Raw genomic sequence first — 14,278 nt, forward strand, 5'->3', positions numbered from 1 at the left:
GCCACATCGATATAGTAGATTTCTCTGATGGCTTTGATCTTTTCCCGGTTAGGCTTTTGGTTAGCTTGGCTCTTGATCCCGATACTTTTTGAATTTTTACCTACTTGTAGCTATTTTTTGCGATTGCGTTTCTTTAAAAAAATAGCTCCTCCTCCAGAGCCATTGACCTACTTTCCTTATATCACAGTGATCATCCCCGTCTATAATTCTGAAAAAACGTTATATAAGTGTCTAGCTTCGCTCAACGATTCGACTTATCCAAATAGCTCGATGCAGATCATCGTAGCTAATAATCACAGCACTGATCAAAGTTTTGCGGTCTTTGAGCGAGCGCGTCATGATTTCAATCGTTTGAATCTTCAGTGGCTCGAGACTGATCCTGGCAAAGCGCGGGCCTTGAACGCTGCGATCTACAATGCACGCGGAAAATACATTTTAAATATCGACAGCGATGGTTTTCTTGAAAAAAATGCGCTTTTAAATATCGTTACCCGGTTTGAAAATGATGCCCAGATCTTAGCTTTGACGGGGACGATCTTGATCAATAAAGAATTGATCAAACAAACTAAGAGCTGGAAATTGCGTTTTTTACAGGCTAATGAATATTTTGAATATACACGCGCTTTTCTAACTGGTCGGCAGATCGAAAGTGCTAAAAATCAGCTGTTCACTCTTTCAGGGGCTTTTTCAGCTTTTCGCAAAGAAACGCTCTTTCAAACTTTTTTATATAATCCACAAACAGTTGGCGAAGATACTGAGATCACCTTTCAGATCCGAACCAAGCTCAAAGGAAAGATCGTCCTCTGTCCAAATGCGATCTTTTACGCTGAACCAGTTGAAAGCTTAGCCGCCCTTTATTTACAACGGCAACGGTGGCAACGGGGCCAGATCGAGACGGCCCAAGCATTCATGCAAGAAAATGCTGATCTAAAAACTTTTTTCAGCAATTTTATGATCCGTAAGATGATGATCGACCACACCTTTATTTTTTGTCGGATCATTTGGGTCTTTGGGTTATTCGTCTTAGTCTACCTAGGCTATTCGCCATTGCTTTTAGCATGCTCACTAGGCTTATTATACTTGTTATATATTTTTAACGAGTTTTTGAATCTCTTGATCGCCCTCCATTTTTTGCGCGATTTTCCAAAAGAAAAAACATATCTCCGCCACAAAGCCTGGTGTTGTTTGACGATCCCTTTTTATAATCTACTTTGTGCTTTGATCCGCTTGCTTGGGATCATCAATTCGATCACTTTCCCAGCTAAGTGGCGCGCTCAAGAATTTTCAAGTGAATGGTCACAAGTGACCACTATCGTCAAAAAAGATCTTAAACATTTAGCTCAAAGGAAGGATCAACATGAATAAAAAATATTTTTTTAAGATCACAAATTATTTAAACGCAGGACATGCGATCCGCTGGGAAGACAGTACTGGACAAACACATATCCATACTTGGGAGATCATCGCTCAGATCTCAACTTTCAAGCAAGACGCTTTTCCTGCTTACCGTTTTACTGCGATCGAAGAACGGCTCCTACGTATTTTAGAGCCTTTTTCACAACAAGAGTTGAATTCGATCCCACCATTTGACAAGCTCAATCCAACTTTAGAAAATTTTACCGATCATCTATTTAATGAATTTGATCGTTCTTTAAACGAATTATCTTGCCAATTGGCAACTTTAGAAGTTTCTGAATCACCAACAAGAAGTTGTGTGATCACGAGAAAGGATCGCGAATAATGCGTTTGAAGCTTTTTGCTAAAACTAAAACTAGTATCAATTGGATCTTCACTATTTTTATCTTTTTAACGACGTATTTTGCATTAGTTTCACCTAATTTTACTTTAGGGGAGACTCAGACTCCACAAACACTTGGCGCGAAAACGACTCACATCACCTTACTTTTTTTAGGGTGTCTCCTCGGTCTTTTCTGGGGTTGTTGGGCTAGTTCTAAATTTCGAACTTTATTGCAGCGCCTCTTTATTACGCATGCCCTGCTCTGCTCAAGTGGACTCTTTATTTTAGCGCTTTTATGGCAACTCGCCTTTTTATTTGCTGTTCATCCAGCATTTGGTTTTGACGTCACGGCTTTGCACAGTGCCGTAATAGATCCAACTGACCGTGAATTGATCGGCTATTTTAGTTCAAATACAAATAATCTTTTTTTGCTCCTGATCATGCATAAGTTAAGTCAGATCTTTGGCACGCATTCATGGTTTTTCTTTGCCAGTTGTTCTGTCTTCTTGACTTTTTGTAGCGCTTGGTTAAATCTCCTTTCAGTTTGGGTCTATGATCGGACAAAGTTACCAGCTATTTTATACATTCAAGCACTCTGGCTTTTTGTTTTCCCGATGTCAGTCGTTGCTTATTCCGATATTTGGGTCTTACCGCTAGTCTCTTTAGTGATCTTGTGCTATATTTTGACTTTCCATAGTTCTTTAAAAACAGGACGGCTCTTTTTTGCAGTTTGCTTAGGCGTAACAGTCGCTCCGCTCTACTTTATCAAGCCTTCAGCTGTGATCCCCCTCATTGCTATGGTCCTTAGTGAACTTTTATTTGCAGTGGCTAAAAGACCAGCTCACCTAAAACTTTTTTTGGCTTGTCTTAGTCTAGTTATTTTAGGAACTGGCCTTAGTTGTTCCTACACAGATCATGCGCTCAAACAGCAGACTTACATTGCGCTTTATCCCGATAAAACGATCCCCCCGATCCATTTTATCAGTATGGGGATGACTGGAACTGGTGGTTACGATCCAAAACAAGCTTTGGAGATGGCCAAATTACCTGACAGAAAAGCTCGTGTTACTTATTCGAAAAAGATCATCAAACAACAGCTACATAAAAAAGGTTTCTTTGGTTATTTACGCTTTTTATTTTTCAAACAGCAACGTAACACTGCCGACGGAACTTTTAGTTGGTTGCTCGAAGGCCATTTTATCAAAGGGCAAGCGGCTACCAAAAGGCCCCATGGCTTCTTTCAGCAATTTGTTTATCCTAAAGGTCGTTACTTAGGCGATTTTCGTTATTTGGCACAAAGCTTTTGGTTATTCTTACTGCTGATCATTACGCTTGGACGTAATTTCAAAGCTCCTACGCCTTTGATCGTCATGTTAAAATTAGCGATCCTTGGCGGCTTTATCTATCTACTTATTTTTGAAGGTGGGCGGTCGCGGTACTTGATCCAATTCCTTCCCCTCTTCTTGCTCCTAGGTTCGCTTTCACTCACTAATACTTGGCAAATTTTAAATAGATCTTTTGCCTGGATAAAATGACAAAGACCTCACTTAAGTTAAAGTCAAACTAACTTAAGTGAGGTCTTTAGTTTTTTACAAAGCAGTAGCTAAACAGATCCGACCACGCCCTTGTTTTTTAGCGTTATACAGTGCCATATCAGCTTGATGTAAAGCTTCTTGCACAGCATGTGTCGCCGTCGCATGAGCGATCCCACATGAAAAACTCAATTTGATCGCTTGTTTATCTTCAGTTATAAACGGCGTTTGTTGTAATTTAGTCTCAAGTTCGTTAAAGAACTCCCAACACGTTTGAAGAACTTCTTCTTCGATCAAAACACAAAATTCTTCGCCACCAAAACGGTAAACTTTACAACTTTGTCCAAAATACCTCCGACAATTTTCACGTAAAAAATTAGCGAAATAGCGCAAAGCTTCGTTCCCCTCTAAATGACCATAAGTATCATTTATTTGTTTAAAATGGTCAAGATCAAGCGCACAGATCGTGGGAAAATGTTTTTGTTGTTCGAGATGCTCATGAAAAGCAGTGTAATTCAACAGATCAGTCAAACCATCATGCGTACTACTATATTCGATCTGAGCATATTTATTTTCCTGTGAGCGCATGTATTGATGGTAAAGATTATCAAATAAGAGCAACGTAAAGGTCCCTAGGCCTAACCATGCTAAAGTTGAAAAATCGATCTCAGTCTCTAAACCATAAAGGCTCCATTCGATCACAGGCGCTAGTAGCGTCAATGTGATAAAAGTAAGCGCAAAGCCTAAGTAACTTCTGGTCAAAGCCTTTGTTACATAGCATAGAATAAATAAAATAAACGTTTCTAACACAAAATTAGCGATAACATTAAATTTGATCAATTGTTCAGCATACAAAAATATCACGATCGTCAGAGGCGTTAGCGCCAGTAAAGTCGTTCCAAAGTATTTTCTTCCCATAAAAAAAACGGTCATCGCGATCATATATTGAAAATAAACATATCCCAAGGTTGAAAGGGAGAATTTTAAAATAAAATACTCTTGGATCAAATATACAGCGGCCGATACTGGATACGCCACCCACCCAAGCTCATATTTAAGCAAAAAATCGTGGAAAGCCAATTTCCCTAAAAAAATACTTGCGATGATCGTTGGTAAAACAATTGTCATAATAAGAAATTCGTACACCAATGCTCACCTACTATCAAAAATATAGATACGCTCTACATTGTAGTAGAAATACATTCAGATTAAAAATAGTGCAAAACATTTATGTTACTATCGGCCAAAAGTTTCCTTGCTGAAGGCAACGTAACTCTTTTAAAGTTTGAACGAGCTGATCATCTTCAACACCTTCGATGACTAACATCAGCTCCTTTTTTTCACAATAAGCGCGATACTTCTGAATGACCTTCAGTTTAGTTGCTTCTGAAAGGGGGGCTAACTTGAGCAGTGAAAGTTTGAGCGCTAATAAATTTTGGCTCATGCTATAATGTTCGATCATCCCGTAACGATTTATCCCTGTTCCGACATCATCTAAGACCATTACATAGCCGAGACTTTCAAAACCTTTTAAAAAACGGGTGATCGTTGCTGAATTTAAAAAGATCGGTTCTTCAGTGATCTCTAAAATAAGTTGTTTTCGTAATGATTTGAGTCGATTTAAGAATTTCCACGTAGCTGTAAAACACAATTGTTGTGGCGCTAGATTCAAACAGATCTTTAAGTTTGGATCGGCTTGTAATCGTCTTTTCAATTCAGCTTCTTGCCAGTTTAAAAAAAGTTTATTTGCCAGCTCATCATTCAAAACAAGTTCGAGTAACTGCCTTGGTAAACGTCCTGTTTTTTTTGAACGGATCAAAAGCTCATAACTGACCACTTTTTTAGTACCGTCTTGTGGAAAAAAGACGATCGGTTGCAAAATACATGTAAGATCCCGCAATTCCATACTTATCTGTTCAAAAATTCTCATAATCTACAACACATCCTTAAATTACTTCTTAATTATAACAAGACATTTTATAAATACAAAGAAGCAGGTGGCATGATCTTTGATAAATTTGACCCGAACAGCTCTCGAAAGAGTACTGGCTATACGTCTACTACGAAGCTTTTGGCCATAGCATTTTTTATTTGAAATAAGATCGTCTTCTCAGATCACTCTTATATAATATGAAAAATTTTTAACTAAAAAGTTACTCGTTTTAGTCACTTATGATATGGACTTCCTTGTTCGATCATAAATGCACGATAGATCTGCTCTGTTAAAACTAGGCGCATCAACTGATGTGGAAGCGTAAAACGTCCAAATGAGATCTTAGTTTGAGCTCTTTTTAAAACAGCTGGACTCAAACCTAACGAACCTCCGATCACAAAAGTCAGATCACTATGACCGTACGTCATCAGCTGCGTGAGTTCTTTGGAAAATTCTTCTGAAGAGCGTTCCTTTCCCTCGATAGCTAATGCATAAACATACTCTTTATCTTTGATCTTATGCAAGATCCGCTCACCTTCTTTGACTTTGACGCCTTCCATTTCAGCGGGACTTAGCTTTTCTGGAGCTTTTTCATCAGGAACTTCAATGATCTCAAATTTACAAAATTTACTGAGGCGCTTCGCGTATTCTGCGATCCCTTGCTTTAAATACTTTTCTTTGAGTTTTCCCACACAAACGATCTTAATATTCATCTTTTTTCTCCTTTTTCCACAAGTTATCCACAAAGTTATCCACATTTCCACAGAGTGGACCACAAGATATTGAACTTATTCTTCAGATATCCCCCATATTTATGGGGAGAATTTTATTGACTTCAAATATGTATTATTATGCACAAGTTAAAAAGTCACGTCAATAAAAAAGAGTAAGAGTCCTTAACAGCACTCTTACTCTTTTTTAGCTCATCTATTCACCTTGATCTGAATTCTCATTTGATGAAGTTGTTGTATTCGAATCATCAGCTTCAAGTGTCAATTTAACTTTTGTCTTTTGTTCTTTTCCTTCGTGATAGTAGCCGACTTCAACTGTATCCCCGATGCTATGTTTGTAAAGAGCTTGGCGTAAAGTTGCTAGATCAGTGACTTTAGTCCCCCCGATCGAGGTGATCACATCATATTTGGCGATCCCACTATCTTTTAGCGGGGAGTTATCTTCGATCTTCATCACAACGACACCACTTGTAACATCTGTTGGTAATTTCAAAGTGCTCTTGCGTGCACTTTCAGAAATATAATCAAGGTCAACTAACGAGATCCCTAAAGCCGGTCGCTTGATCTTCCCATTTTTAACTAATTCATTGATCACCGAAACGACTTCATTACTTGGGATCGCAAAGCCCATCCCTTCAACAGTCGCTGAGCTTGAACCAGAACTAGAAAGTTTCATCGAGTTGATCCCGATAACTTGCCCCGCAAGGTTGACTAACGCTCCCCCAGAGTTCCCTGGATTGATCGCTGCGTCAGTTTGGATAACAGTTGCTTGCCCAGTCGTGACACCATTACTATTCGTTACATCGATCGTCCGGCTTTTAGCAGAAATGATCCCTTGCGTCAAAGAAGTAGCATATTCAGAACCTAGTGGCGAACCGATCGCAAGCGCCGTCTCCCCTACTTTGATATCATCTGAATTGCCAAAACTTGCAACTTGTTTAACATCGTTTGCACTGATCTTTAAGACAGCTAAGTCTGTAACAGCATCATGCCCTACGACTGTTGCTGAAAGTTTCTTTCCGTTGCTCAATAAGACTTCAACTTTATTTGCACCAGAGATCACGTGGTTATTTGTAACAACATATGCAGTATTCCCACTCTTTTTATAGATCACACCTGAGCCTTCACTTGTCGCAGTCTGACTTTGGCTCGAACTACTGCTTTGACCAAATAATTCTTCTAAAGAAGAGCTGGATTGTTGCTCTGAGTAGGCTTCGACCGAAACAACAGCATCTTTGACTTTATTAAAAGCTGTTGTCGTTTGAGTACTAACGTTGACTTTAACGTTACTTGTCGAGGTCACACCTTGTGAATTGCTAGCTAACTGTGAAGACGCATGGTCTTGATAATAATTATAACCACCAACAGCTAGGCCACCACCGACAAGCCCTGAAACGAGTCCTACTAAAACGATCTTACCTAGACCATTTTTAGGTGCTTTTCTTTGTGGTGCTTGCATACTGTCATTTGCTTTGAATTCACCATCAAATTTTTCATCTTTACTCATCAAGTTCACCTCTTAAGTCGATATATAGCTATTATAATAGCTCTTTTTTACCTAAAATATCCATAATCCTAATTAACTTTAAATTATTTTTAAATTTAAAAGACACTTAACGCTGTCGCTTGACTAGGATCAGTATCACAGAGAAGGAAATCGTGATCAACACCTAAGTCGTGTTCTTTCAAGTAGTTAGCTACTGTCAAATGCGCTAACTGCTTAACGTTATTTTCTTGACTCAAATGTCCTAAGTATATCCGCTTTGTCCGTGCACCTAAGATCTGCACTAAAGCTTCTGCACTGTCTTCATTTGAGAGATGTCCCCGATCGCCTAAGATCCGTTGCTTCAAAGACCATGGATAACTCCCTGCACGTAACATCTCAGTATCATGATTACATTCAAATAAATAACCGTCAGCATTTTTCACGATCCCAGCGATCTTTTCAGAGACATAACCCACATCCGTCACGATCGCAAAAGTCTTATTAGCGTGTTGAACAAGATAAAATTGTGGATCAGCCGCATCATGTGATACGCCAAAACTCTGGACTTCTAGATCAGCAAAAACTTTTTCACTGTCGCGGGCGAAAACATGCTTTTGTTCTGGTCTTAACTTACCGATCTTAGGCGTTAAAGCTTCCCAAGTAGCTTCATTAGCATAAACATCTAGACCATACCGCCGCGCTAAAACACCCACACCTAAACTATGATCGCCGTGTTCATGTGTCACTAAGATCTTATCAACATCCGCTACCGTTTTACCGATCGAATTCATCAAAGCTTCGATCTTTTTGCCAGACAATCCTGCGTCAACTAAGATCTTTTGGTGTGGCGTTTCGATATAAGTCGCATTTCCACTACTTCCACTAGCTAACACACTGACTTTTAAGCCATCAGATTTTGTTTGCTCTTGTCCCATCTAAGATTTCCTTTCTAAAAATCGCTATTATTAATATAGCACTTTTTGAAACTAAACAAAAGGGGCTGGGAAAAAACTACTAGCCTGAACTAAAAATACCTGATCAAATCTCGTTTTTGAGAAATTTGATCAGGTATTTTTCTTTTATGCTTGTTTTCGGATCGTTTTTTCAAAAATCCTCCCCCTATTTCTTTGAATAGGTGCCATAATTTTGATATATTGATCGTCAAAAGTATCAGTCCGATCTCATTTCGAACTGCTTTCTCTCCTCTAACATGTACTCGGCGTACGCCAAAATTACCCTTCATATCTCCGAAAATGGTTTCAACATCTGTACGTCTTCTCGCGTAGATCTTTGAACCCTTTTCACTTGAAAGGTCTTCTGCGGCACTATTTTTAAAAAATTCCCAGTTATAATTTATGGCTTTAGTTCGCTGATAGCCCTTAGGTGTCTTAGCTAAGTTTTCAAGTTCTTTAGTGGCCTGGAAAACATCAGCTACGTAAACTTTAAAGTTTCTTTTGAATCCATATTTGTCCACACTTGAACTGTATCTTTGAAACTTAAATACTACACCGTCAGGATCTGTATAATAATCATCTTCTGCATGATATGTCCAATTTTTGATATTGCGTGGATCTTTTTTGTATTTGCGACTCTGTTCTTTTTGATACATTGGATAGGGCATCAAGGGAATTTTTTCAAACATATCAGTAACAGCCTGATAGTTAGCTTCATTCCCATATCCAGCGTCCGCCACTATATATTTGAATAGTTCTAAGTTAGTAAAAGATTTTAAAAATGGCACTAATGTCCGTGTGTCCGTTGGGTTAGGAAATATATCATAATGTAGGACAAAGCGACCGCTAGTCGCGATCTGTAAATTGTAAGCAGGCTTTAGTTGCCCATTTTTCATATGATCTTCCTTTAAACGCATAAAAGTAGCGTCATTATCTGTTTTTGAGAAGCTATTTCGTCCCTGAAAGATCTTCCTATTACGTTCGTATCTTTCTTTTCTTGGCAGAAGATCAGTTTGGAGTTTGCGTTTGATGCTTTTTAGTCTTCGACGAGCTCGCTTATTTTTTGAACCACCTTTTATGACTTTAGGTTCAGTAGCGATATCTTCTTCAATCGCATCTAATTTAAGATCGGTCCCCTTAATAAGCTCCTTTATCGCATCACTGGACCCCAGCATATCTTTTGAAATAGCGATATCAACTTGGTGTTGGATCAGCTCGTCATAGGTCTTAGCTACTCTTTCATCAAGCGACTTTTCAAACTTATCAGAAGCATTTTTCCAGGTAAAACTATAGCGATTAGCATCAGCTTCTAATTTAGTACCATCAATAAATAAAGCTTCATCGGCATCTAACATACCATTTTTAGATAGAAGCAAGGTAAACAGCACAAAGGCTTTTTCGATGATTTCTTTAGCATGATCACTTGACCGGAAGTTATTGATAGTCTTATAACTAACAGAAGTATTTCCGCTTAACCACATCATTGGAAGATAGTATTGATTCAATTTAGCGATCTTTCTACCAGAAAAGACGGATTCATGGTAAGCAAATAAAGTCATTTTTAAAAGCATAGCTGGATGAAAAGCTGGACGACCGGTATGTGAAGTGTCCTCTAAAAGAATATCTTGGGGGATCGAATCAACAAAATGACTGATCAAAACAGCAATATGATCAGCAGGTAATTTCATTGAATAAGTGATATCCAATTCTAATTCAGATGTGTTATAATTTTTATACATGGTAGGTCTCTCCTTTATTATTTTTGGACAACTTAATATTAGCAAGAGATCGATCATATGAAAAGGCTCACGTTGAAAAAATTCGACGTGAGCCTCTTTCTTTATTAGAACTGAGTTTTTTCCCAGCCCCCTTCTGCTATTTAACACTGATCGTTTCATCCATCACATTACCGTTGAAAGCATTGATCCGTCGGTATTGGATATTGCCAGTCGTGTTATTTTTGATACAAAAGTTCCAAGTTGGCGTATAGACCATACTATTATTGACAGCTAATAAACGCGTATATCCCATATGGCACCATAAAACTTGTGAGTTAGAGGGTAACTTATTATATTGATATAACCAGATCAACGCTCGTTGTTGACTGATCGTTTCTTTTCTTTCCCGTAAGATCTTGATATCATCCATATAACCTTGGGAATAACCCGTAATATAGCCATTTTTTAGGCTAAAGCGGAGTTGCCCATCACTTGAAAAAACTGGTTCACCATAGATCGTTTGGGTGTAGACAACAACATTTTTAGTTGATAAGGCTTGATTATAAGTATATTCTTTCCCAAATAAAACAACTTGTGAATCACTTAATAATTCATCGATCGTTGCATTAGGCTTTTCAGGATCAGCGACTTTGACCCCACTTGTAAAATCGACCGTCAACCTGCGATTTGAATATTCCCAACTATAGCGCAACTCTTCGGCTTTATCCCGTAAAATATTAGAATTTGAACTTGAGACATAGTAACCAAAACGTGCTTTATCTGAAAGTTTACCATAATTGATCTGATCATTTTTGATCCCTTTTAAAACTGAAACCGATGCATTACTTGAAAATGAAGTCGTTCGTTGATCGATCGTATCATTTTGAGTAATATAAACACTCAATAAAAAGATATCTAAAGCGATAAAAGCAATGACAAAGATCCATTCGATCCGTTTAAAATTCATTTCTTACCCCTCCACCTTTTTACCGTTGATCAGATCTTCATAGTTGATCCAGACATTATTATATTTAACAAAATAAGTTGGGGTCAGATCGATCACTAACGAAGCTGTACTATTTTGCGAAACGCTATATCCGATCTGGATCCCACTGATCTTTGGGACCTCAACTTGTTGCGAAGCTTCGAGTTCTTTAACGACATCTTTTGTAGCTGGTAACGTAACTGCTTTGCCTGCAGCCGGCACCGGAACTTGCAGACTGCATTGTGAAAAAACGATCTTCTTGTTGCGCACACGATTTTGGATCTGGTAAGTTCCAAAATCACGATCGGAAATCACTGGAAAACCATCGATATAGCTCCGATAGATGACATTTTTCTCTTGCTCATCAAATTCAGAATATTTTACGTCATTCAAATTAGCGCCTAACTGTTCTAGGTCGCTAAAAGCATTGGTCAAATAACTGTTCCAAGTCCAATTTTGTCGTGCCGTATCATCAGTCAAATAATCTGTATATGTGATCAATCCAGTCTTATTGTTGACACTCAATTTTTGCCCTGAATCATCTGTATATGTTGTTTGTTCACCTTGTTCCCGCGTTGTCAGTGAAGCTGGGTTACTTTTTTCAGTTCCTAACAAACGTGTCACATACATACCGATATTTTCCCGGTTATACAAATAGCTATAACGTGGGACACTGAGCGCTTCATCATAGTATTGTAAAAGATCATCATTTTTATAACGATAAGTGACTGGGACTCGCTTGATATTTTCGTTAGTTTTGAGTTTTTCGACTTGCGTCAGATCACCCTTACCTAATTTAGCAGTATAAACTTCCGTCTGGTCATCATTTAAAAAATAGACCTGCTTTCCTTTCAGATCAAGGGCGATATGCTCAAACGTATATGTCTTGTCTTTTGGGGTTTCAGTTAATAAACTTTTGATCGCTCCAAAAGACGTTTTATCACCATAGTTCAAAAGCAAGAGCTGGTCTTTTTTCAAATAGTTCAAGTATTCTTGCTTACTAAGTGATCGTGGATCCTCAATATTTGAAAAGCGTACTTTAGCAAGAGCTTCTAACGTTGTTGCTACGACATCGACTTGGTTGCTCATCAACTGCATCGTTTTGTTTCTTTCATTTAGTCCGACTGAAACAGGACGATAGATATCAGCCAATTTAACTTTATCTGCTGTCGTACTATCGTCTACGATTCGTTCGCGTTTAGCTGTCGTCACTCCAGTCAAGCGCTGCAAATAACTGGGGGTGATCCAGATCAAAGCCGTAAAAATAACACTGATCAAAACGACGATGATCAATAAAATATGAACAAACCAGCCACTAAATCTACTCTTCATCCCAGAGATCTCCTTCCCCATATTCTTCGTATGGCAATGAGATATAAAATGTCGACCCCTTGCCTTCGGTACTGTCGACCCAGATCCGACCACGATGCATCTCGATCACTTCTTTTGAGATCGCAAGACCAAGTCCAGTCCCTCCTTGTGCACGTGAACGCGCCTTATCAACGCGATAAAAACGCTCAAAGATATGTGCAAGCTCTTTTTTAGGAATCCCTAATCCTTGATCAGTGATGCTCATGATCACATGGTTATGTGTCTCCAAAAGCCGACAAGTGATCACTCCACCATCTGGTGAGTACTTGATCGCATTATTCATAATATTATCAACGACTTGAATGATCTTATCAGTATCTACTTCGACCCAAAGATCTTTATCTGTAAAATCACGCTTGATCGTATAATTTTTAGTTACTTCTCGCGTATCATTACTGTCTTTTTCAAGCATCATATCAAAGCGATCTAAAATATAATTGAAAAGTTCATTCAAATTGACTAGTTCAAGTTCTAGTTCAACTTTACCCAGATCCATCCGTGAAAGGCTCAAAAGATCGTTGATCATGCGGATCATTCGGTCAGTTTCTTCTTGAGTTACTTTCAAAAAGGCTGGTGCGATCTCAGGATCTTGCCAAGCCCCTTCATTCAACGCTTCGATGTAGCTGCGCATACTCGTCAAGGGCGTCCGCAACTCATGTGACACGTTCGAAACAAATTGCCGGCGTTCACGGTCGATCTTTTGCTGTTCAGTAATATCATGTAAAACACAAACGATCCCGATGATAAAACCTGAACGCCGTTGGATCAACGAAAAATTAGCATTCAAGATCTGATCACGCATCGTATCTAGATCTTCTAAGATGATCTCATCTTGACTTTCGAGTAATTCACGGATCGAATACTGATCACGAATATTCAAGACATCTAAGATCGAACGTCCAGTAACTTCAGTCGCCGAAACTTCTAACGCTTCACATGCCATTTCATTTATGATCGTGATCTTACCACCTCGATCGGTCGCGATCACCCCATCTGACATATGGGCTAAGATCAGGTCTAAGCGGCGCCGTTCTGACTCGGTCGCCTCTTGAGCTTCTTCGACGCGGGCTGAGAGATTATTGACTGCTTGAGCTAACTGTCCTAACTCATCTTGACCATAAACGTGGACTTGTCCTGAATAGTCTCCCCGCGCGATCCGAGCCGTCTGCTTTTTCATCTCGTCGATCGGTCGCGTGATCGCACTTGAGACAAAGATCGCAAGGGCTAGCCCGATCCCAGTCGCGATCAAAGCAGCCGTAATAAAGATCACCGTCACACTATTGACGGAATCATACACGTTTTCTAAATTGGCCCGCACATAGATCGCACCGACCACCGTATTATTATTTCCCGAAGCATTGAAAAGCGGGGTGATCGAAATATAGTACCGATGATTATCGCGTTCGTTATACATCGTCTGGGTAAAGGTCCGACCACTATATAAAACTTGGGTGATATTTGTGTTCGTCACCTTTTGCCCGATCATCGAGCGATTATTGACATTATTTTCGCCCCGGATCACCCCTTTAGCATCAACGACTTGAATATCGGAGATATTATTATTATTGATATCATCTAAGATCGTCTTGATCTTGTCGTTAGCCTTAGCAGTATCAGCTTCATTCAACTGCGTCACCAGCATATTATTGACATATGCTGGGATCTCGATATTTTGCTTGAACTGCTTTAAGTTCTCGCTTTTCAAACGTTGGATGAAAACAGCTCCGACGATCTGAAAAGTGATAAATAACAAAAGCGCAAAGACAAGTGCGATCTTAAAATGGATCGATTGGAAAAAATGTAATTTCTTATTCATCTGCCGCGCTTCTTA

General features: G+C 39.0%; 12 protein-coding genes. 3 read left to right on the forward strand and 9 right to left on the reverse strand.

From position 1 onward, the window contains the following. The first annotated feature begins 27 nt into the window (after positions 1-27). From QFX10_RS03335 to QFX10_RS03345, 3 genes are read left to right on the forward strand one after another with little or no spacing between them, the layout of a single operon-like run. On the forward strand, positions 28-1,365 hold the full coding sequence (locus QFX10_RS03335) for a TIGR03111 family XrtG-associated glycosyltransferase (RefSeq protein ID WP_280606806.1): 1,338 nt from the start codon (positions 28-30) through the stop codon (positions 1,363-1,365). Further along, positions 1,358-1,741: a 6-carboxytetrahydropterin synthase gene (locus tag QFX10_RS03340; RefSeq protein ID WP_280606807.1), complete on the forward strand. Its 384-nt coding sequence runs from the start codon at positions 1,358-1,360 to the stop codon at positions 1,739-1,741. The genes QFX10_RS03335 and QFX10_RS03340 overlap by 8 nt, the downstream gene beginning before the upstream one ends. Then, positions 1,741-3,273: a TIGR03766 family XrtG-associated glycosyltransferase gene (locus tag QFX10_RS03345; RefSeq protein WP_280606808.1), complete on the forward strand. Its 1,533-nt coding sequence runs from the start codon at positions 1,741-1,743 to the stop codon at positions 3,271-3,273. Before QFX10_RS03340 ends, QFX10_RS03345 begins: the two co-directional genes overlap by 1 nt. A 54-nt stretch (positions 3,274-3,327) precedes the next feature. On the opposite strand, the gene QFX10_RS03350 is transcribed toward QFX10_RS03345, so the two are convergent. From QFX10_RS03350 to walK, 9 genes are all read right to left on the reverse strand, one after another. Beyond that, a complete protein-coding gene (locus QFX10_RS03350; protein WP_280606809.1) occupies positions 3,328-4,398 on the reverse strand; it encodes a GGDEF domain-containing protein in 1,071 nt (356 codons plus the stop codon). Between the two features lie 100 nt (positions 4,399-4,498). Continuing rightward, entirely contained in the window at positions 4,499-5,200 is a 702-nt protein-coding gene (locus QFX10_RS03355; RefSeq protein ID WP_280606810.1) for an EAL domain-containing protein, read from the reverse strand. A 236-nt stretch (positions 5,201-5,436) separates the two neighbouring features. Continuing rightward, complete coding sequence (gene rlmH / locus QFX10_RS03360; protein WP_280606811.1) at positions 5,437-5,916, reverse strand: 23S rRNA (pseudouridine(1915)-N(3))-methyltransferase RlmH; 480 nt, start codon at positions 5,914-5,916, stop codon at positions 5,437-5,439. Positions 5,917-6,130: 214 nt separating this feature from the next. Continuing rightward, positions 6,131-7,441, reverse strand: a complete 1,311-nt coding sequence (locus tag QFX10_RS03365; protein WP_280606812.1) for a S1C family serine protease — start codon at positions 7,439-7,441, stop codon at positions 6,131-6,133. Between the two features lie 95 nt (positions 7,442-7,536). Beyond that, positions 7,537-8,355 carry an MBL fold metallo-hydrolase gene (locus QFX10_RS03370; RefSeq protein ID WP_280606813.1) on the reverse strand — a complete coding sequence of 273 codons (819 nt, stop codon included), beginning with the start codon at positions 8,353-8,355 and terminating at the stop codon, positions 7,537-7,539. An 89-nt stretch (positions 8,356-8,444) separates the two neighbouring features. Further along, the gene (locus tag QFX10_RS03375; RefSeq protein WP_280605405.1) at positions 8,445-10,112 is read right to left on the reverse strand and encodes an IS1182 family transposase; all 1,668 of its coding nucleotides are present in this window, start codon (positions 10,110-10,112) and stop codon (positions 8,445-8,447) included. Between the two features lie 136 nt (positions 10,113-10,248). Beyond that, positions 10,249-11,058: a two-component system regulatory protein YycI gene (locus QFX10_RS03380; protein ID WP_280606814.1), complete on the reverse strand. Its 810-nt coding sequence runs from the start codon at positions 11,056-11,058 to the stop codon at positions 10,249-10,251. 3 nt (positions 11,059-11,061) lie between these two features. After that, the gene (locus QFX10_RS03385; protein WP_280606815.1) at positions 11,062-12,408 is read right to left on the reverse strand and encodes a YycH family regulatory protein; all 1,347 of its coding nucleotides are present in this window, start codon (positions 12,406-12,408) and stop codon (positions 11,062-11,064) included. Next, a complete protein-coding gene (gene walK, locus QFX10_RS03390) occupies positions 12,398-14,263 on the reverse strand; it encodes a cell wall metabolism sensor histidine kinase WalK (RefSeq protein ID WP_280606816.1) in 1,866 nt (621 codons plus the stop codon). Before walK ends, QFX10_RS03385 begins: the two co-directional genes overlap by 11 nt. Positions 14,264-14,278 lie beyond the last annotated feature (15 nt).

The organism is Ligilactobacillus faecis (assembly GCF_029889745.1).
Taxonomy (GTDB): Bacteria; Bacillota; Bacilli; order Lactobacillales; family Lactobacillaceae; genus Ligilactobacillus; species Ligilactobacillus faecis.